The organism is Arthrobacter sp. 01T425, from assembly GCF_056398725.1.
Genome location: NZ_JBFTPY010000023.1, coordinates 35,756 through 55,092, shown reverse-complemented (window position 1 = coordinate 55,092; position 19,337 = coordinate 35,756). Strand labels below are relative to the sequence as shown.

At 67.4% G+C, this 19,337-nt stretch carries 16 protein-coding genes; 6 read left to right on the top strand and 10 right to left on the bottom strand.

Features of this window, described 5'->3' with window-relative positions:
- Positions 1-154: integrase core domain-containing protein (locus AC1DNG_RS19525; RefSeq protein ID WP_476888052.1), on the top strand; the 154-nt coding region annotated here is incomplete at its 5' end.
- Between the two features lie 201 nt (positions 155-355).
- Positions 356-1,831: a sugar porter family MFS transporter gene (locus AC1DNG_RS19520; RefSeq protein WP_476888050.1), complete on the top strand. Its 1,476-nt coding sequence runs from the start codon at positions 356-358 to the stop codon at positions 1,829-1,831.
- Between the two features lie 120 nt (positions 1,832-1,951).
- On the opposite strand, the gene AC1DNG_RS19515 is transcribed toward AC1DNG_RS19520, so the two are convergent.
- From AC1DNG_RS19515 to AC1DNG_RS19495, 5 genes are all read right to left on the bottom strand, one after another.
- A complete protein-coding gene (locus AC1DNG_RS19515; RefSeq protein ID WP_028277571.1) occupies positions 1,952-3,178 on the bottom strand; it encodes an MFS transporter in 1,227 nt (408 codons plus the stop codon).
- 38 nt (positions 3,179-3,216) lie between these two features.
- On the bottom strand, positions 3,217-3,681 hold the full coding sequence (locus AC1DNG_RS19510; RefSeq protein WP_476888049.1) for a MarR family winged helix-turn-helix transcriptional regulator: 465 nt from the start codon (positions 3,679-3,681) through the stop codon (positions 3,217-3,219).
- A gap of 181 nt (positions 3,682-3,862) precedes the next feature.
- Complete coding sequence (locus AC1DNG_RS19505) at positions 3,863-5,011, bottom strand: mannitol-1-phosphate 5-dehydrogenase (protein WP_476874184.1); 1,149 nt, start codon at positions 5,009-5,011, stop codon at positions 3,863-3,865.
- Entirely contained in the window at positions 5,011-6,981 is a 1,971-nt protein-coding gene (locus tag AC1DNG_RS19500) for a PTS mannitol transporter subunit IICBA (RefSeq protein WP_476888048.1), read from the bottom strand. The genes AC1DNG_RS19505 and AC1DNG_RS19500 overlap by 1 nt, the downstream gene beginning before the upstream one ends.
- Positions 6,982-7,039: 58 nt before the next feature.
- Positions 7,040-7,768 (bottom strand): TetR/AcrR family transcriptional regulator, encoded by a 729-nt coding sequence (locus AC1DNG_RS19495; protein ID WP_028277575.1) that lies wholly within the window; start codon positions 7,766-7,768, stop codon positions 7,040-7,042.
- Positions 7,769-7,952: 184 nt separating this feature from the next.
- Between AC1DNG_RS19495 and ptsP the strand changes: the two genes are divergently transcribed.
- The 3 genes from ptsP to AC1DNG_RS19480 all read left to right on the top strand — a co-directional run bounded on the left by ptsP (position 7,953) and on the right by AC1DNG_RS19480 (position 10,427).
- Positions 7,953-9,638, top strand: a complete 1,686-nt coding sequence (gene ptsP, locus AC1DNG_RS19490; protein ID WP_230006916.1) for a phosphoenolpyruvate--protein phosphotransferase — start codon at positions 7,953-7,955, stop codon at positions 9,636-9,638.
- Positions 9,639-9,660: 22 nt separating this feature from the next.
- The gene (locus tag AC1DNG_RS19485; protein WP_230006917.1) at positions 9,661-10,083 is read left to right on the top strand and encodes a helix-turn-helix domain-containing protein; all 423 of its coding nucleotides are present in this window, start codon (positions 9,661-9,663) and stop codon (positions 10,081-10,083) included.
- A 74-nt stretch (positions 10,084-10,157) separates the two neighbouring features.
- Positions 10,158-10,427: a hypothetical protein gene (locus AC1DNG_RS19480; RefSeq protein ID WP_230006918.1), complete on the top strand. Its 270-nt coding sequence runs from the start codon at positions 10,158-10,160 to the stop codon at positions 10,425-10,427.
- 8 nt (positions 10,428-10,435) lie between these two features.
- On the opposite strand, the gene AC1DNG_RS19475 is transcribed toward AC1DNG_RS19480, so the two are convergent.
- The gene (locus AC1DNG_RS19475; RefSeq protein WP_223914951.1) at positions 10,436-11,656 is read right to left on the bottom strand and encodes a PucR family transcriptional regulator; all 1,221 of its coding nucleotides are present in this window, start codon (positions 11,654-11,656) and stop codon (positions 10,436-10,438) included.
- A 245-nt stretch (positions 11,657-11,901) separates the two neighbouring features.
- Between AC1DNG_RS19475 and ald the strand changes: the two genes are divergently transcribed.
- The gene (gene ald, locus AC1DNG_RS19470) at positions 11,902-13,020 is read left to right on the top strand and encodes an alanine dehydrogenase (protein ID WP_079555133.1); all 1,119 of its coding nucleotides are present in this window, start codon (positions 11,902-11,904) and stop codon (positions 13,018-13,020) included.
- 177 nt (positions 13,021-13,197) lie between these two features.
- On the opposite strand, the gene AC1DNG_RS19465 is transcribed toward ald, so the two are convergent.
- From AC1DNG_RS19465 to AC1DNG_RS19450, 4 genes are all read right to left on the bottom strand, one after another.
- Positions 13,198-14,253 carry a Gfo/Idh/MocA family protein gene (locus AC1DNG_RS19465; protein ID WP_476888047.1) on the bottom strand — a complete coding sequence of 352 codons (1,056 nt, stop codon included), beginning with the start codon at positions 14,251-14,253 and terminating at the stop codon, positions 13,198-13,200.
- Between the two features lie 139 nt (positions 14,254-14,392).
- Positions 14,393-16,090 carry an ABC transporter family substrate-binding protein gene (locus AC1DNG_RS19460; RefSeq protein WP_230006921.1) on the bottom strand — a complete coding sequence of 566 codons (1,698 nt, stop codon included), beginning with the start codon at positions 16,088-16,090 and terminating at the stop codon, positions 14,393-14,395.
- 69 nt (positions 16,091-16,159) lie between these two features.
- Positions 16,160-18,328, bottom strand: coding sequence for a dipeptide ABC transporter ATP-binding protein (locus tag AC1DNG_RS19455; protein ID WP_476888046.1), 2,169 nt, complete (start codon positions 18,326-18,328; stop codon positions 16,160-16,162).
- Complete coding sequence (locus AC1DNG_RS19450; RefSeq protein ID WP_476888045.1) at positions 18,325-19,335, bottom strand: ABC transporter permease; 1,011 nt, start codon at positions 19,333-19,335, stop codon at positions 18,325-18,327. Before AC1DNG_RS19450 ends, AC1DNG_RS19455 begins: the two co-directional genes overlap by 4 nt.
- Positions 19,336-19,337: the final 2 nt, after the last annotated feature.

Genomic DNA, 19,337 nt, shown 5'->3' with positions numbered 1-19,337 from the left:
ATGGGCCTTCAAGCGCTTCTACGCCACGGAATCAGCCCGCAGAAACGCCCTCCCGGCATGGCTGCACCACTACAATCACCACAGGCCCCACACCGCAATCGGAGGCCAGCCGCCCATCAGCCGCTTAACCAACCTCCCTGGGCAGTACAACTAGGCGGTCCCGAGGTCTGGAACACGACGACGGCCGGCAGTCTTGTGGACTGCCGGCCGTCGTCGTCTGTCCTCAGCCGCAGCAGCGGCAAAGTGTATGTTTCGTCTCACTTTCCAGTGGTTGTGACAGGGGGCACGCGGGGGCGGGTGTAAGACTGGGTAGTTGCGGCGAAGGCCGTGGACCGCGAACTGCCAAGGGAGCCGTATGACCACCACCCATGACCAGACCGCCGCCAAGATCCCAAAAAGGGTCATTTGGCTGGCCGTAGCGGGCGCCGTCGGCGGCTTCCTCTTCGGCTTTGACTCCTCCGTCGTCAACGGCGCCGTCGACGCGATCAAGGACGAGTTCGCCCTCAGCGAGGCCGTGACCGGCTTCGCCGTCGCCGTGGCCCTCCTCGGCTGCGCGGCAGGGGCCTACCTGGCCGGCAAGATCGCCGACCGCTACGGCCGGATCCCGGCCATGAAGCTGGGCGCGCTGCTGTTCCTGGTCAGCGCCATCGGCACCGGGTTCGCGTTCGGCGTCTGGGACCTGATCTTCTGGCGTCTGGTGGGCGGGCTCGGCATCGGCCTGGCCTCGGTGATCGCGCCGGCCTACATTTCCGAAATTTCCCCCCGCCACGTCCGGGGCCGCCTGGCCTCGCTGCAGCAGCTGGCGATCACCACCGGCATCTTCGCCGCCCTGCTCTCCGACGCCGTGTTCGCGACGTCGGCCGGCGGCGCGGACCAGGCCCTGTGGCTTGGTTTGGAAGCGTGGCGCTGGATGTTCATGGCCGCCGCCGTTCCCGCGGTCGTCTACGGCTGGATCGCCTTCACCCTGCCCGAATCGCCGCGGTTCCTGGTGTTCCAGGGCAAGGACGATGAGGCCCTCAGGGTCTTCAAGTCGATCGCCCCGGACGAGGACTCGGACCGGCACCTGCGCGACATCAAGAAGGCCATCGACGAGGACAAGCTTGCCGGCCAGAAGGGATCCCTGCGCGGCAAGGCCCTGGGCCTGCAGCCGGTGGTCTGGATCGGCATCATCCTGTCCGTGCTGCAGCAGTTCGTCGGCATCAACGTGATCTTCTACTACTCCACCACGCTGTGGAAGGCCGTGGGCTTCCAGGAAAAGGATTCGCTCACCATCTCCGTGGCCACCGCCGTCACCAACATCCTGGTCACGCTCGTGGCGATCGCCCTGGTGGACCGGATCGGGCGTCGTCCGATCATGCTGGCCGGCTCCATCGGCATGGCCCTCTCGCTGGGCACCATGGCGCTGGCCTTCGGCTCGGCCACCGGGTCCGGCGACGCGATCTCGCTGCCCGGGGCGTGGGGTCCGGCGGCGCTGGTCGCCGCCAACGTGTTCGTCATCAGCTTCGGCGCCTCCTGGGGGCCGCTGGTATGGGTGCTGCTGGGGGAGATCTTCCCGTCCCGGATCCGCGCCCGGGCCCTGGGCCTGGCCGCGGCCGCGCAGTGGATCGCCAACTTCGCCATCACCCTGAGCTTCCCGGTCATGGCCGCGGCCTCCCTGCCGCTGACGTACGCCATGTACGCGCTGTTCGCGGCGGCGTCGTTCTTCTTCGTCATGTTCAAGGTCCCGGAGACCAACGGCATGTCCCTGGAGCAGGCCGAAACCCTGTTCGTGCCCAAGGGATCCGCGAAGGAAGCCGCCAAGGAATCCGCGAAAGAGTCCGCCAGGGCCTGAGCCGGCGCTTCTGTGAGGCCCGCCGCGCCTTCAGCGTTCCGACAAAAGAACGCCCATGCTTGCGAGGAAGCATGGGCGTTCTTTGTCACCTCAGCGGGTTCTGCGCAACACCGGGTGTTGCTACACCACGTGCGGCTCGTGCGCCGCCAGGTAGCGGCGTCCGCCGAAGACGACGGCAATGGCGGCCACCATGGCCAGCGCGCCGGCGAAGAAGGGCACCTGCGGGCCGAAGTGCTCGCCCAGCTGCGCGGCGGCAAACGGTGCCAGGGCGCCGCCCATCCAGCGTACAAAGTTGTAGCCGGCCGAGGCGACCGGCCGCGGCGAGTCGGAGACGCCCATGGCCAGCTCCGTGTAGATGGTGTTGTTGATGCCCAGGAGCGCCCCGGAAATGACCACGAGGACGACGACGGCCGGCACCGAGTGCCCGGCGGCCAGGCCCAGTCCCACAAGGTCGAGCATCAGCAGGACGAGCGTGCCGGTGAGGACCCGGACCGCTCCGAAGCGGTTCTGCAGCACGGGGGCGGCAAACACGGAGAAGACCGCGACGGCCACACCCCAGCCGAAGAACACCCCGCCGATCCCGTAGGCGTCCATGCCGAGGATGAAGGGCGTGAAGGCGAGGACGGTGAAGAAGCCGTAGTTATAGAACAGGCCGCTGGCCGCCGTCGTCCGCAGCCCCTTGTGCCCCAGGGCCAGCAGCGGATCCCGGAGCCGGACTTTCCGTTCGGGCAGCGGCGTCTTGGGCAGCAGGGCAATGAGCGCGATGAACGCGGAGGCCATCAGCACGGCCGTACCGAAGAACGGGGCGCGCCACTGCCAGCCGCCCAGCAGTGCGCCCAGGAGCGGGCCGAGGGAAATGCCCAGGCCGAGCGCGGCCTCGTAAAGGATGATCGCCGTGCCGGCGCCGCCGCTTGCGACGCCGACAATCACGGCCAGCGCCGTGGCCACAAACAGGGCGTTGCCCAGCCCCCAGCCGGCGCGGAAGCCGATGAGCTCAGCCACGCTGCCCGACGTGCCGGACAGGGAGGCGAACACGACGATGACCGCCAGCCCGATCAGCAGCGTCCGCTTCCCGCCGATCCGGGAGGAGACGTAGCCGGTGATCAGCATGGCGACTGCGGTCACCAGGAAATAGCTTGTGAAGAGCAGCGACACCTGGCTCGGCGAGGCGTCCAGGTTCTTGGCGATCGCCGGCAGGATGGGGTCCACCAGCCCGATCCCCATGAAGGCGAACACCGCCGCGAGGGCCGTGGCCCACACCGCCTTGGGCTGTTTGAGCAGTGAGGCCTTCTCGGCCTCGAGGGTTACTTCCGCTGCCGGCAGGGTGTCGGCGGGCTGGCCGTGCATGGGGGCACTCCTAAGTGATTGGAATTGTTGGGTGAAGATCAGGCCAGGAGCGTCGCGTTGATCCGGCCGATGACCGGGAGGGCGGCCGCGAGGGCGGCGCGGTCTTCGCCCGAAAGGGACGAGAGGACGCCGGCCATGACGGTGTTGCGGCGCTCGTTGGCGGATGCGACGGCGGCGAGGCCGGCGTCCGTGAGGGTGACCCGGACGGCGCGGGAATCGTCGGGGTCCGGCTCGCGCCGGGCGAGGCCGGCGCGCTCGAGCTTAATGATCTGCTCGGTGGCACTGGGCACCTTGACGCCCAGGTTCCGGGCGATTTCGCCTACCCGCACGCCGCCTGCGGCGGGCCCGGCGTCCAACAGCATCTTGAGCATGCTGAGCTGGGCGGCGCTGAGTTCGCCGTCGGCGTCCAGGCGGCGGACGAGGTAGATGCTGTGGCGGAGGGCCTCGCGGAAGTCCTCGGCGAGAGCGACGAGGCCGGGGTCAGCCGGTTCACTGGCGTTCATAGTTAGGTAGCCTAACAGTTAGGCAACCTAATGGTCAAGGACTCTCGTTGCCCTATCACTCCCGGGTGCTAAAACCGTCGGATAGCAGCCAAAAGTGATAGGGCAACGGGGGTGTGAGGGGCTTAAAACGCCGGCGCCGGAACTCAGGTGAGTTCCGGCGCCGGCCCAGCTAGGGCGTTGATCAGACGACCGCCTTGGCCTCCTCGATGAGGGAGGAGACGGCGGCAAAAAGCGGGTGGTCCGCCGGCAGGCCAGTGATCTCCTCCGTGGCCTCGTCCGGCGTGGATGCGGAGAGGATTTTCGCCAGCTCCACGGCCTCGGCGTCGGCCGGATCATTGAAGCGCAGGGCGGCGGCGATGGCCCCGAGCAGCGCCTCGGGGACAATTCCGCGTTCGGCCAGCTCGGCAGCGGGACCGATGAAGCGCTCGTGCCGGCTGAGTTTGCGCAGCGGGGCACGGCCCACCCGCGTGACGGTGTCCGGCAGGTGCGGGTTCGAGAAGCGGCCCAGGATTTTTTCCACGTACGCCTCCTGCTCGGCCCGGTTGAAGCCGTGCTTGGCCACCAGCAGCTCCTTGGTTTCGTCCAGGACGGCGCGCACATCGGCCGCGACGTCCTGGTCGGCCATGGCCTCGGAAATCTTGCCCAGGCCGGCCTCGAATCCGAAGTAGGCCGCCGCCGCGTGCCCCGTGTTGACGGTGAACAGCTTCCGCTCGATGTACGGTGCGAGATCGTCCACGAACGTCGCGCCCGGGACCACCGGCTCCTTCCCGGCGAACGGGGTACGGTCGATCACCCACTCATAGAACGTCTCCACCGTGACGTCCAGGCCCTGCCCGGCCTCCTGGTTCGGCACAATCCGGTCCACCGCCGTGTTGGCAAACACGGCGGCCGCGTCCAGGGCGCCCGCGGCCGGATCCCACTGGGCAACGACCTCGGACTTCAGGATGTCCGTGGCGTTGATCGCGTTCTCGCACGCCATCACCTGCAGCGGCGCCAGCCCGGCGGCACGGGCGGCAATCCCCTTGGCGATCACGGGCGCCACGAACTTCAGGATATGCGGCCCCACGGCGGTGGTGACGATGTCCGCCGTCGCGATTTCCGCGACGACGTCGGCTTCCTGGGTGCCGGAGTTCAGCGCCCGGAAGTTGTTGACGGTACGGACAGCGGGGTTCTCTCCGACTTCGTGGACCTCGTAGCTGTCCGCGGCGGCCAGCTCGGTGATGAGGGCGTCCGCGACGTCGGCGAACACCACCTCATACCCTGCGTCGTGCAGCAGCAGGCCCACGAAGCCGCGCCCGATGTTTCCGGCTCCGAAATGAACAGCCTTCACTAGGAGTTGACCTTTCCGAACAGGGCCAGCACTTCGTCAACCGTGGTGGCCGCCTCGAGCTGGGCCACCTGGGCCTTGTTGGTGAAGACCTTGGCGATTGAGGACAGGATGTGCAGGTGTTCGTTGTTGACGCCGGCCACACCGACGACGAACTTCACTTCCTTGCCGTTCCAGTCGATGCCGTTCGGGTAGCGGATAACGGAGACCGCCGACTTCATGATGTGGTCCTTCGCGGCGTTGGTGCCGTGCGGGATGGCCAGGAAGCTGCCCATGTACGTGGAGACGGATTCCTCGCGTTCGTGCATGGCGTCCACGTAGCCGGAGTCGACGGCGCCGCGGTCCAGCAGAAGCTGCCCGGCCTCGTCGATCGCGGCGTCCCGCGTGGTCGCGCGGCCGTTGAGGACGACGCTTTCGGCCACCAGGATGCCGGCAGGACCCTGCTCGGCTTCTGCCTCGGCGGCCGCGGGGGCGGTGCCGGCGGCGGCCGCGGCAGGGGTCGTTTCCGTGGTGCCGGCTTCCGTGTTGCTGGCCTCGACCAGTTCCACGATCTCGTCGTACCGCGGGCTGTTCATGAAGTTGTCCACAGAGACATGCACGGCGCTGGCGGTCGCGGGCTTGGCCCGTTCGGTCAGGTCCTGGTGGGTGATGACGACGTCGTACGTGTCGGTGAGGTTGGCGATCGCGGAGTTGGTGACCTTGACGTCCGAGAAGCCGGCGGCTTTGATCTTGTTGCGGAGCACCGAGGCGCCCATCGCGCTGGAACCCATGCCGGCGTCGCAGGCAAAGACGATGTTCTTGATCGGGGTGGCGAGGACGGCGACGCCGCTGGCACCCACGCCCTCACCGATCAGGGCTGCGGACACCGAGCTCTTCTTGCCCTTCAGGGCCTCCATCCGGTGGGTGGCCTGATCGAGGTCGTCTTCGGCGGGCGCCTTGCTGGCTTTCAGGACCACCGAGGCGATCAGGAAGGACACCGTGGTGGCAAAGAGGACGGAGAGCGTCACGCCAACGTAGCTGTCGCGTGCCGTAGAGGCGTAGACCGCGATGATGCTGCCCGGGGCTGCCGGGGACCGGAGTCCGGCGCCGGTGACCACGAGCGTGAAGATGCCGGTCATGCCGCCGCCGATTGCGGCGAAGATCGTCATCGGCTTCATCAGGACGTACGGGAAGTAGATCTCATGGATACCGCCGACGAACTGGATCACGGCTGCGCCCGGCGCGGACGCCTTGGCCAGACCCTTGCCGAAGAATGAAAAGGCGAGCAGGATGCCGAAGCCCGGACCGGGGTTGGCTTCGAGCAGGAAAAGGATGGACTTGCCCTGCTCGAGCGCCTGCTGCGTGCCCAGCGGGGTGAGGATGCCGTGGTTAACGGCGTTGTTGAGGAACAGGACCTTTGCGGGCTCGATGAAGATGCTCGTGAAGGGCAGCAGGCCGTTGGTGACCAGGAATTCGACCACGGCGCTGGCGCCATTGCTGAAGGCCTTCACGATCGGGCCGACCACCAGCATGCCCACGACCGCCATGGCAGCGGCAACGATGCCTGCCGAGAAGTTGTCGATCAGCATTTCGAAGCCGGGCTTGACGCGGCCTTCCCAGATCTTGTCCAGCTTCATCATGATCCAGGCAGTGAGCGGGCCAAGGATCATGGCGCCGATGAACATGGGGATGTCGGTACCGACGATGACGCCCATGGTGGCCACCGCGCCCACCACGCCGCCGCGCACGCCGTAGACCATCCGGCCGCCGGTGTAGCCGATCAGCAGCGGGAGCATGTACGTGATCATGGGCCCGACAAGCTTGCCGAGCTCCGCATTGGGGAAGAAGCCGGCCGGGATGAAGAGCGCCGTGATGAAGCCCCAGGCGATGAAGGCGCCGATGTTGGGCATGATCATTCCGGACAGGAACGTCCCGAATTTCTGGACGTGTACGCGCATGCTGGTGCGTGGTTTCGCAACTGTCTCTGTTGCCATGTGAGTTCCTAACCGTCGTTCCCGCTGCATTGCAGGATGGTCCGATAATTTCGCCGAGCTAGCTGGTGGAGCTGTTGGAGATCCGGTGGAGCCATTCGAGGAAGAGCTTGAGTTCCGAGCTGGAGAGCTGGTCCGAGTGGGACGCCTGGAGTGCTGCATTCAATGCGATGGCCGCCACAACCACTGAGGACTTTCCGCTGTCCACAGAACCGTTGTCCCGGGCCTGCTCGGTGGAAACCGCAAAGATCATGGCGTCGCGGGTCATGGCGGAGAGCTCGAGGTTCCGCTCCGGCACCTTTTCCGCGATCAGCATGAGGGTCATGCCCACATTGGCCGCCAGGATGGACCTGGCCGCCTCCTTGGGCGGGACGTTGAGCTGGCCGGAGACAGCCGCCTTGTTCAGCATTTCCTCCATGAGGGCCTCGGCATCGGCGACGATGGCCGGGCGGCTCTCAGGGCGGATATTGCCGAACATGACGAGGTACAGTTCCGGCTGTTTCAGCCCGAACTGGACATGGTTGTCCCACATCCTCCGGATGTCCTCCAGAGGTTGGCCAGAGGGCGCGAAGTCACGTTCGCCCGCGACATATTCGTCGAAACCTGCTGCGACGACAGCGTCGAACAGCCCTTCCTTGTCACCAAAGTGGTGGTAGAGGGTCGGTGCCGTGACACCGGCCAGCTGCGTGATCTGGCGGGTCGAGACTGCGGATCCGCCGGAGTTGGCCAGCAGCTCGGCGGCCGCACGCAGCAGCCGGGCCTTGGGTGGTAGCTGGCCATCGATACTCATAACCGCTACCCTAGCACCTATAGCAACGCTATATGAACTGCATCACATACGATTTTTCCAGGTGCCGTGACCCGCCCGCTGCCGCAGCCGTCAGCCGCAGGCGCAGATGATCAGCAGGGTCGCTGCGGCACTTGGTTTACCGGCTTAGTGGCCACTGGCCTACGACAGAAAATGAGGACCTTCAGTGCAGAACTTCCCAGGAGTAGGCGTTAGCCCCGGCCGCATCATCGGTACCGTCCGGCAGATGCCCAAACCGATCAGCGAACCGCCTGCCGGAGAGCAGCTTCCCGCCGGCGTCACGGCGGAGGACGCGACGGCGGCGCTGAAGGCCGCGGCGAAATCCGTCCACGACGAACTGAAGGCCCGGTCCGAGACCGTCTCGGGCGACGGCAAGGCCGTCCTCGAGGCCACGGCCCTCATGGCCACCGACACCATGCTGCTCAAATCCGCCGCCAAACTGATCGGCCGCGGCACCTCCGGGCAGCGGGCAATCTGGGAAGCCGGCGCCTCGGTCTCGGAGATGCTGCACAACCTGGGCGGCTACATGGCCGAGCGCGCCACGGACGTCCTGGATGTCCGCTCCCGGATCGTGGCGGAACTGCGCGGGGTCCCCGCGCCGGGCATTCCCGTGTCCCCCACCCCGTTCATCCTCATCGCCGAGGACCTGGCCCCGGCCGATACCGCCACCTTGGATCCGGAAAAGGTCCTGGCGCTGGTCACCGCCGGTGGCGGCCCGCAGTCCCACACCGCGATCATCGCCCGCTCGCTGGGTCTGCCGGCCGTGGTCGCCGCCGTCGGGGTCGACGAGCTCGCCGACGGCACCGAGGTGTACGTGGACGGTGCGGCCGGCCTCATCACCGCGAACCCGGACGAGTCCCAGCGCGCGGCCGCAGCCCACTGGGCCGCCACCGCCTCGCTGCTTGCCGCCTTCGACGGGACCGGCACGACGGCGGACGGCCACCTCGTGCCGCTCCTGGCCAACGTCGGCGGCGCCAAGGACGCCGTGGCCGCGGCCGGCCTGAACGCCCAGGGCGTGGGACTGTTCCGGACCGAGTTCTGCTTCCTGGAGCGGGACACCGAACCGACCGTGGAGGAGCAGGCCGCCGCCTACCAGGGCGTCTTCGACGCCTTCCCGGGCAAGAAAGTGGTGCTCCGCACGCTGGATGCCGGAGCGGACAAACCGCTGCCGTTCCTGACCGACGCCACCGAGCCCAACCCGGCCCTGGGCGTCCGCGGCTACCGCACCGACTTCACCACGCCCGGGGTCCTGGAGCGCCAGCTGCAGGCCATTGCCCTGGCGGAGAAGGCATCCGAGGCGGACGTCTGGGTGATGGCCCCGATGATTTCCACCGCTGAGGAGGCGGCCCGCTTTGCCTCGCTGTGCGCCGCGGCAGGGATCAAGACGCCCGGCGTCATGGTGGAGGTCCCGTCGGCGGCGCTGACGGCCGAGGCCATCCTCCGCGAGGTCGGCTTCGCCAGCCTGGGCACCAATGACCTCACCCAGTACGCCATGGCGGCCGACCGCCAGCTCGGCCCGCTGGCCGCCCTGAACACCCCCTGGCAGCCGGCCGTACTGCGGCTGGTGGGCCTGACCGTGGAAGGTTCCGCGGCCGAGGGCCACAACAAGCCGGTGGGCGTGTGCGGCGAGGCCGCGGCGGACCCTGCCCTCGCCGTCGTCCTCACGGGGCTGGGCGTCACCACGCTGTCCATGACGGCGCGTTCCATCGCGGCCGTCGCCGCCGTGCTGAAGACCGTCACCCTGGCTGAAGCCCGGGAGCTTGCCAAGCTGGCCTTGTCCGCGCCGAGCGCTACCGAGGCCCGGGCCTGGGTGCGGGCAAAACTGCCGGTTCTGGAGGACCTTGGGCTGTAGCTGCTGCCGCTAGGATGCACTCATGGCACTGATAGCCCCCCGGGTGACGGCCGGCCTCCCGGCCGAGGATGCGCAGAACCTCAGGTACGCCCTCGACGGCAGCCACGACATCACGGTGTTCGTGGACGGCACCGTCCACCGGCTGCCGCCCGCGGCGCGGGACGCCGTCGTCGATCTGCTGGACCGCTTCAGCCGCGGCGAGGCCGTGACGGTCAGCAGCGTCGAGGAAATGCTGACGACGTCCCGGGCCGCGGAGCTTGCGGGGATCTCGCACACGTATCTGCGGAACATGACCGACCGCGGCGAGATCCCGGTGGAATACCGCGGAACGCACCGCCGGATCCGGTTGGCCGACATCATGGCGTGGCTCGAAACGCAGAAGAAGAACGGTGCGGGCGCCGGGACGCCGGCCGGCCAGGATGACGAGGCTGCCAGTGCTTCATGAAGCAGTGATAAGGATCAAGCAACGATCCCGGTCCGGCGCGGAAGCACTGATATCCCGCGGGTTAAGCTTGGAATGTGGGTAAATTCAGAGGGTGGCACATCGTGGCAGGGATCGCCGCCATGCTGCTCGCTGGCATCTTCGGAACCGCCATGGGCCTGAACAACACCGCCACGTATCTGGCAAGCGGCGTCGCTTTCGTAGCGGTGTCGCTCTGGGTGGACAGCCGGATTTCCCGCCGCCGCAGTGCCGCCGGCATCGCCCGCCCCGGCCAGGACCTTGGCCAGGACGCTGGCCACGACGCGAAGCCGGCCCTCGACGCCGACCCCTCCAAGCGCGAGGGCTAAGCGCGCCGCTAGATTCTGGGCCGGCCAGCCCAGCGCCGCGCCTTGAGCCCGGCATGCAGTTCCAGCCGCACCATTCCCTTCAACGGGTCCACGCCCAGCAGCTGGCGGATCCGGCCGAGCCGGTTGTAGATGCTGCTCCGGTGCAGGTGCAGTTTGGCCGCGACTTCCTGGACCGAGCCGTCGTTGTCGTAGAACAGCTCCAGCACGGGCAGCAGCTCGTGGTTGCGGTCATGGTCCTCGAGGAGGCGGAAATACACGGAACCCGCGTCTGCCCAGGCTCCCGCGCCGCCGCCGGCCGAGGCCAGGAGCTGGTAGACGCCGGTGGCCCGGCAGTCGACGAGCTCGCCCAACTGGGGATCCACCGCCGCGGCCTGGGCCGCCTGCCGTGACTGCCGGTAGGCCTCGGCCAGTTCCCGAGGCTTGGCGAATCCCTCGGACGTGCCCAGGATGATCCGCCGGACCGTGCGCCCGGAGCGTTTGGCGAGTTCGAGTTGGTAGTGGACCAGCACCTGGGCGTGGTCGGCGCGTCCCGTGGATTCCTTGAAGAGCACCACCGCGTGGGTCTCCGTGCCGGCGCTGAACAGTGCGGCGTCCACCCCGATGGTCGCCTGCAGCGCCGCGGAGCGGTGAATGAGCGTGTCGGCGATGGGATCCGAGCCACCGGCCCAGCCATCCGCGTCCAGGACGGTCACCAGCTGCCAGGGTCCCTTGCCCTGGACCTCTTTCCAGCCCGCGACGGCCGCCGCCGCGTTGGCCTCGCCGGCGCACGCGGCCAGGAACTCCTGTTCGCGCCGGCGCCGGAACTCGGACTCGGCCGTATTGGAATCCAGCAGCAGGGTGGACAGTTGTTCCAGCTCCGGGGCCACGTCCGGCAGCTGGGCGAGGACGGTCGCGGCGCTGGGTTCCTCGGCGTCGAGCTGGACCCACAGGTACCCCACCCGGAAGCCCCGCACCAGCAGCGGCACGCACACGCGCCCGAGCATGCCGAGGTCCGCGTTGGCCGGCACGACGACCGGCCGGACCGCCGTCGCGATCCCGTGGGAGAGCTGCCACGCGATGACGTCCACGGGGACACGCTTACTGAGCAGGAAGTTCACCCGGACGCGGTCCGCATGGGATTGGTTGGAACTGTAGGCGAGGAGCAGACCGTCGAGGTCCTCGAGGGAGAGGCCGCGGCCCAGCCGCTGCGCCACCTGCTCCACGAGCTGCTCCACGTCCTGCTGCTGCATCCTGCCAGACTACTGCCCCCGCCCGCCGCACTGCGAATGCAGCCGGGACGGACACCAGCCGACACCTGACGCCTGCTCCATCGACAAATGTCTATCCCCGGTTTTGAAAAACCCCGGAATGACGCGTCGGGCGCCCAACGCCCGGCGGCGGCACCTGTCGCGTGCCTCACAGCGGGATTTATTCTGGAAGTACGAATCCCCCGCTCATCCAGGCCCACGAGGCCACCACCTACTGGAGCTAACAAATGATCATCGGCGTACCCAAAGAGATCAAGAACAACGAGTTCCGCGTCGCCATCACGGCGGCCGGCGTCCATGAATTCCGGACCCACGGCCACGAGGTCCTCGTCGAGCGCGGCGCGGGCCTGGGCTCCGGCATCACGGATGAGGAATACGCGATCGCCGGTGCCGAGATCGTCGCCGAAGCCGACGACGTCTGGGGCCGCGCCGACATGGTGCTGAAGGTCAAGGAACCGGTCAAGGCCGAATACCACCGCTTCCGCAAGGGCCTGATCCTCTTCACCTACCTGCACCTGGCCGCCGAACCGGAACTGACCCAGGCCCTGATCAACTCCGGCGTCACCGCCATCGCCTACGAGACCGTCCAGGAGGGCAGGTCCCTGCCGCTGCTGGCCCCGATGTCCGAGGTTGCCGGCCGGCTGTCCGTGCAGGTCGGCGCCACGTCCCTGATGGCGCCGGCTGGCGGCAAGGGCGTGCTGCTCGGCGGCGTCCCGGGCGTCCGTCCGGCCAAGGTCGTTGTCCTCGGCGCAGGTGTTGCCGGCACCAACGCTGCCGCCATGGCCCTGGGCCTGGGTGCCGACGTCACCATCCTGGACATCAACATCAACCGCCTGCGCGAGCTGGACGCCCAGTACCAGGGCCGCCTGAAGACTGTCGCGTCCAACAAGTACGAGATCGAGAAGTCCGTGGTCGACGCCGACCTCGTGATCGGTTCGGTCCTGATCCCCGGCGCCAAGGCACCGAAGCTCGTCACCAACGAGCTCGTGTCCCGGATGAAGCCCGGCTCCGTGCTGGTGGACATCGCCGTGGACCAGGGCGGCTGCTTCGAGGACACGCACCCCACCACGCATCAGGAACCGACGTACAAGGTCCACAACACGATCTTCTACTGCGTCGCCAACATGCCCGGCGCCGTCCCGAACACCTCCACGTACGCGCTGACCAACGTCACCCTGCGCTACGCCGTCTCGCTGGCGAACCTGGGTGTCAAGGCTGCGTTTGAGCGCGACGCCGCCCTTGCCGCCGGCCTGAACATCGCCGGCGGCAAGGTTGCGCACCGCTCGGTCTCCGAGGCGCACAACCTGCCCCTCGTCGCCGACTGGCACGAGCTGGTCTCCGCGTAGCCAGCACATCTCCGCGTAGCCAGCACTTCATCGGCTGCTCCTCCCCACCGGCCCCCTCGCCTCCCAAGCTCGGCCAGGGAACCCTGCCGGTGTGGGCCCAAACCGCCCTTTTTTGGACACTCAGAAGGGCAGTTAGGAGCAGCCGATGGCTGTTTAAGCCCGCACCGCGCCGAGAACCTAGGCCAGGGACCGGGCCTGCTCGATCAGCTGCAACACCTGGAGCGGGCCCGCGGGGTCGACGGGGACGGGCAGCGCCGAGCTTGCGCCGCCGTCGGCGATCTTGGCGGCCAGGATCCGGTAAAACTCGGGGTAGGCGCCGCGCTCGGTGGGTAGCCGGTCCAGGTGCCCGTCGCGCCCCAGCAGCCCGGCCCAGTCCGGATCTTCCACGCCGTAGTCGGCATCCAGCGGGCTTCCGCCGGCCAGGATGTACGGCTCCTGCGGGTCCACGCCGTGCTTGGTGAAACCGCCCTCGCTGCCCAGGATGCGGTAGCGCGGGCCCTGCTGGGCGCACAGCATGTTCATCCACAGGTGGCTGGTCACCCCGGAGCTGTGCCGCAGGACCAGGAAGACGTCGTCGTCCGCCTTGGCTCCGGGCCGCCGGGCCGCCAGTTCCGCGTGAATGAGCGTGGCCGGCCCAAAAAGCTGCACGGCCTGGTCCAGCAGGTGGGTGCCGAGGTCAAACAGCACCCCGCCGCCGTCGTCCGCCGTTGCGACCGCCTTCCATGCTTTGGGGACGTCGGGCGACCATCGCTCGAAGCGGGACTCAAAGCGGCTCACGGTGCCGAAGGCTCCGGTGTCCATGAGGGCTTTAACGGTGAGGAAGTCGCCGTCCCAGCGCCGGTTCTGGAACACCGTGAGCACCCGGCCCAGCCGCCCGGCCAGGTCGATGAGCTCCTGCCCCTCGGCGCTGCTGACAGCGAAGGGCTTGTCGACGACGACGTCGAGGCCGGCTTCCAGCGCCGCTTTCGCGAGTGGGTAGTGGGTGGCGGGCGGCGTGCCGAGCACCAGCAGGTCCAGTTCGCCGGCGAGCTCCAGGATATCGGCCGGGGTGTCGACGATCCTGGCCGCCGGATAGCTGTGTGCGGCGGCAGATCTCCTGGCGGCGTCGGAGGTGGCAATGGCATCGAGCGAATAGGCCGGGTTTGCGGCGATGAACGGGGCGTGGAAGACGCTGCCCGAAAGGCCGAAACCGGCGACGGCGGTGCGGATGGGCCGGGTTGAATCGTTGCTCATGGTGCCAAGGCTACCGGCTGGGCATGCACCGGGGCGCCTGTCCGGCAGGGCTTAATCGAACGAGGCCGGCGCCGCCCGGAAGCTTCCAGGGGCACCGGCCTCGGCCGTGCTGCTTGTTAGTGCGTGGTGCTTGCCGGGACTAGCTCTTCTGCCAGCCGACGACGCTCCAGTCCGGGGTCTGGAACAGGGCCGCACCGTAGTTGGCCAGGCCCGTGCGGGCGAAGTAGATCTGCGGGCCGTTCATGATCACGCCCATGGAGAAGTACTTCTCCATGTGCTTCTTCTCGACGTCCATGGCGGCCTTGTTGCGCTGGGCGTCATCCTGGATGGAGGCAAGGTCCTTGATGGCCTTGTCCAGTTCGGCGTCGCCGAGTTCGTTCTCGTTGGTCTTGGAATCGTAGAACTGCTTCACGCCGGAGGTGGCGTCGGCGCCTACCGTGTAGCCGCTGATGGTGAGCTGGAAGTCGCGGCTGCCAACCACCTTGCCGAAGTCGGCGTCACCGCGCTGGTCGATGCCAACGTCCATGCCGGCCGCCTGAAGCTGCTTCTGCAGCGTCTGAACGGTGGCGAGGCCGGTGGGGTCGTCACCGAAGTTGGTGATCTTGAACGACGCCGGGACGCCGTCCTTTTCCATGATGCCCTTGGCGTTGGCCTTGTAGCCGGCCTCGGTCAGGACCTTCTTGGCCGCGTCGGCGCCGGTTTCCTTGACCGGGTAGTTGTCCTGGTAGTACTTCGAGAACGGCATCAGCATCATGGAGCCCGAGCTGTTCTCTTCCCAGTTCAGTCCGCCAAAGCGGACGGCGCGGATGGCGGGGCGGTCCACGGCGGTGAAGATTGCCTTGCGGACTGCGACGTCAGTGAGCGGGGCCTTGAGGGCGTTGAGGTTCAGGCCGCCGGCGAAGAGGCGCTGGCCGCGGCGGACCTCGGAGTTCTTGGAGCCTTCAAGCTGCTTGTACTTCGTCAGCGTGCGGCCGTCGGCCATGTCGATTTCGCCGTTCTTGAAGGCGGCGATCTCGGCGCTGGCCTCCAGCTGGCGGAAGATCACCTTGTCCAGGACCGGCTTCTCGCCCCACCACTTGTCATTCGGCACGAGGGAGACAGTCTTCGCGGCGGAGTCAAACTTGTCGACCTTGAACGGGCCCGCCATCCACTCGGGGTGCAGTTCGCCCGTGAAGCCGGTGTTGAAGATTTCGGGAGTGTTCACGGTCTGCGGGATGAAGCCGCCGAACATGTCACTGAGCGGGTACACCGGCTGTGTGGTGGTGACAACGACTTCCTTGTCGCTGCTTCCCGCCTTGACGGAGTCGATGAACTCGTAGGCCCCGGAGCTGACGATGTCGATGTCCTTGTTCTGGCCATTGAGCATCTTCCACGTGTTCTCGAACGTGGCGGCGTTGATCGGGGTGCCGTCGTTGTAGGCGGCCTTCGGGTTGATCTTGATGGTGATGGTCTGCTTGCCGTCTTTGACCTCGCTCTTGAAGTCTTCGCAGAAGTTCTTGTTGAGGTTGGCGGTGCCGTCGAAGTCCAGCTTCCAGCAGCCCACGTAGCCGGCCTCGTCGATCGGGTAGTGCAGTTCGGTGTTGTCCGCCGAGTTGCCCGCGTTGGAGAAGCCGTTGAAGTCCGGTCCGATGTTGCCCAGCGGCAGCGTCACGGTACCGCCCTGCTGCAGGTCGGCGGCCTTCTTGGCGTTGACGCTGACCAGCTTGCTCAGGTCGCCGGAGGCATCCTGTGCCTTGGCGCTCTGGGCGGTGGTTGAGGCGCCACCGCTGCCGCAAGCGGTCAGCGCGAGGGCAGCCACGACGGCGGTGAGGCCGCCGATCCTGGTCCGATTTTTCATGTGATCCCCTTCATTTTTTTCATGCGAGTGTGATGCGTGGGTTCTCGGGTGGTGTGCTGGTCCGGTGATTCAGTGGTTTTCGTGGACAACCAGCATGTCCGCGTCCAGTTCGCCGTCCGGGTAGAAGCAGGCGAACTGCTGGTCGGTGGCGGACGCTTCGAGGGCCGGCTCCAGGGTCAGGCACTTCTCCTGCCTGGCCGGCGGCAGGGCCGCGAACACGGGACAGCGGGTGGCGAAGTTGCAGCCTGCCGGCGCTTCCAGCGGCGAGGGCAGGTCGCCCTGGAGGATGATCCGCTCGCGGGTGCGCTCCAGCTCCGGATCCGGTACCGGGATCGCGGAGAGCAGGGCACGGGTATAGGGGTGGCGGGGGTTGTCGAAGACGGCGTCGACGTCGCCGATCTCCACGATCTTGCCCAGGTACATGACGGCAACGCGGTTGGAGATGTGCCGGACCACGGAGAGGTCATGGGCCACCATGAGGTAGCTGAGGCCGAGTTCGGCACGGAGCTTGTCCAGGAGGTTGATGACGCCGGCCTGCACCGATACGTCGAGGGCGGAGACGGGCTCATCCAGGACCACCAGCCGGGGGTTCACCGCGAGGGCGCGGGCAATGCCGATGCGCTGGCGCTGGCCGCCGGAGAACTGGTTGGGGAACCGGTTGACGTGGTCCGCCTGCAGGCCCACCAGCTCCATGAGCTCCATGATCCGCTTCCGGATGGCAGCCTTGGGCATGCCCAGGTTTTCCATCGGCTCGGCCAGGACCTCGTAGACGGTGAAGCGCGGATCCAGTGCCCCGGTGGGATCCTGGAACACCATCTGCAGTTCCTTGCGCATGGCGCTCTTGGCCCGGGCGTCCGCGGCCTGCTTGTTGCTCAGCCCGCCGATCACCACCTCGCCGTCCTGGTCCCTGTGGAATTCCATGATTTCCAGCAGGGTGGTGGTCTTTCCGCAGCCCGACTCCCCCACGATCGAGAAGCACTCGCCCTCACGGATATCGAAGCTCAGCCCGTCCACGGCCTTCACCGTGCCGATCCTGCGCTTGATCAGGGCGCCCTTCATCAGCGGAAAGTGCTTCCTGACGTCGCGGAGTTCCAGGACAGTCTTGCGTTCGTGCCGGGGAAGGCTGTCAAAGCGGGATACCGGCACGGCCGGGACGGCGAAAACCGTGTGGACATCGACGTCGGCAAGGGCCTCGCTCTTGATGCACGCGGCGCTGTGCCCGGTGCCGGGCGCCACCGCCCGAAGGTCCGGTTCGCCGTCGAGGCAGGCCTCGCTGGCCAGCGGGCACCGCGGCGCGAACGAACAGCCGGTGGGCGGCTGGGTGAGGTTCGGGGGGATGCCGTCGATCGGCACCAGCGACGATTTTTCCGCGACGTCCACGCGCGGGACCGCACCGAGCAGGCCCATCGTGTACGGCATCCGCGGGCTGTAGTAGATGTCATCGACGCTGCCGGTCTCCACCGGCCTGCCCGCGTACATCACCATGATGTCGTCCGCCATGCCGGCGACCACGCCGAGGTCGTGCGTGATCATGACGACCGCGGCGCCGGTCTCCTCCTGGGCGGCGTGGAGCACCTCGAGGACCTGCGCCTGGATGGTGACGTCCAGCGCCGTCGTCGGCTCATCGGCGATCAGAACCCGCGGGTTGTTGGCGATCGCGATGGCGATCATGACGCGCTGGCGCATGCCGCCGGAGAACTCGTGCGGGAAGGCCTTGAGCCGGTCCTTCGGGCTGGGGATGCCGACCAACCCCAGGAGTTCGACGGCGCGTGCCTCCTTGGCCTGCTTGCTCATGGTCGGGTTGTGGACGGTCAGGGCCTCGATGATCTGGGTGCCGACCGTGTAGACCGGGGTCAGGGAGGACAGCGGGTCCTGGAACACCATGGCGAGGTCGCTGCCGCGGTGGCGGCACATGGCCTTGTCGCTGAGCCCCAGGAGCTCCTTGCCCTGCAGCCGGACCGAACCGGTGATTTCCGCCGTCGGGGGCAGCAGGCCCATGATCGCCATGGACGTGACGGATTTGCCGGAGCCGGACTCGCCCACGATGCCCAGCGTCTTGCCGGGCATCACGTCGAAGTCGACGCCGCGGACCGCGTGCACCACGCCGTTTTCCGTGTTGAAGCGGACGTTGAGGTCCCGGACGGAGAGGACCGCGCTCGTGGGGGCGTGCAGCCCGGCGGAGTGGAGGCGCTCGGCGGTCCCTTGCGCGGTGTCCCGTGCGGTGGTGTTGCTGGTCATTTGCTCTTCTTCTGTGTCTTGCCGGTGGCGCCGCCGGTGGCGTTGCCAGTGGCCTTGCTCCTCTTGGCGCGGCCAACGGAGCTGGAGCTGGGGTCGAACGCGTCGCGGAGGCCGTCGTTCATCATGGCGAGCGAGCCGGTCAGCAGGAACATCACGATCAGGGGCGCCCAGAACATCCACGGAAAGGTGGAAACCTGGGAGGTCGACTGGCCGATCAGGACGCCCAGGCTCACGTCGGGGACCTTGATGCCGATGCCGATGAAGGAGAACGCGACCTCGGCGAGGATGGCTCCAGTGACGCCGCGGGTGACTTCCAGGACCAGCAGGGAGCCGATGTTCGGCACGAGGTGGCGCCAGACGATCCGGCGCGGCGGGATGCCCATGTACTGGGAGGCTTTGACGAAGTCACGCTGCATGAGGGAGAGCGACAGGGACCTGATGAGGCGTGCGGTCCCCATCCAGCTGAAGACCAGCAGCACGATGATGAGCAGCAGCCAGCTCGGGACGGTGTTCTTCAGGCCGTTGGCGCCGCCGCTCGTGGCCACCGCGACAACCAGCAGGGCCGGCATCATGATCAGGGCTTCGAGGATGAACAGCATGACCTTGTCCACCTTGCGGCCGAAGAACGCCATGGTGCAGCCGTAGACGGCGGCGATCAGCACCGAGACGAGGCCGACGACGACGCCGATCAGGATGGAGACCCTGGTGCCCTCGACGGTAAGGGCGTAGAGGTCGATCCCGGCCTGGGAGGTGCCCAGCAGGTGCTCCGCGGAGGGCGGCATGCCGATGTTGAAGGGGTCGATGGTCTCCTTGTCCCAGCTGCCGAAGAAGCCGGCGATGAAGGAGAAGAGGGTCAGGGCCAGGAAGATGGCGAGGCCGGCGACCGCTGTCCGGTTGCGCAGGAAGCGCCGCAGGATGATCCGCGACTTGCCGATCACGACCTCGTCGTCGCCGAACTTTCCTTCGTCCAGGACGGCGGCTGGGTCAATCGTGTTGAGGTTGGTCATGA

What these genes read in the sequence shown, in the direction of transcription:
- AC1DNG_RS19520 (WP_476888050.1), top strand. Translation starts at nt 356, where the DNA reads ATGACCACCACCCATGACCAGACCGCCGCCAAGATCCCAAAAAGGGTC.
- AC1DNG_RS19515 (WP_028277571.1), bottom strand. Translation starts at nt 3,178, where the DNA reads ATGCACGGCCAGCCCGCCGACACCCTGCCGGCAGCGGAAGTAACCCTC.
- AC1DNG_RS19510 (WP_476888049.1), bottom strand. Translation starts at nt 3,681, where the DNA reads ATGAACGCCAGTGAACCGGCTGACCCCGGCCTCGTCGCTCTCGCCGAG.
- AC1DNG_RS19500 (WP_476888048.1), bottom strand. Translation starts at nt 6,981, where the DNA reads ATGGCAACAGAGACAGTTGCGAAACCACGCACCAGCATGCGCGTACAC.
- AC1DNG_RS19495 (WP_028277575.1), bottom strand. Translation starts at nt 7,768, where the DNA reads ATGAGTATCGATGGCCAGCTACCACCCAAGGCCCGGCTGCTGCGTGCG.
- AC1DNG_RS19485 (WP_230006917.1), top strand. Translation starts at nt 9,661, where the DNA reads ATGGCACTGATAGCCCCCCGGGTGACGGCCGGCCTCCCGGCCGAGGAT.
- AC1DNG_RS19475 (WP_223914951.1), bottom strand. Translation starts at nt 11,656, where the DNA reads ATGCAGCAGCAGGACGTGGAGCAGCTCGTGGAGCAGGTGGCGCAGCGG.
- ald (WP_079555133.1), top strand. Translation starts at nt 11,902, where the DNA reads ATGATCATCGGCGTACCCAAAGAGATCAAGAACAACGAGTTCCGCGTC.
- AC1DNG_RS19465 (WP_476888047.1), bottom strand. Translation starts at nt 14,253, where the DNA reads ATGAGCAACGATTCAACCCGGCCCATCCGCACCGCCGTCGCCGGTTTC.
- AC1DNG_RS19460 (WP_230006921.1), bottom strand. Translation starts at nt 16,090, where the DNA reads ATGAAAAATCGGACCAGGATCGGCGGCCTCACCGCCGTCGTGGCTGCC.
- AC1DNG_RS19455 (WP_476888046.1), bottom strand. Translation starts at nt 18,328, where the DNA reads ATGACCAGCAACACCACCGCACGGGACACCGCGCAAGGGACCGCCGAG.
- AC1DNG_RS19450 (WP_476888045.1), bottom strand. Translation starts at nt 19,335, where the DNA reads ATGACCAACCTCAACACGATTGACCCAGCCGCCGTCCTGGACGAAGGA.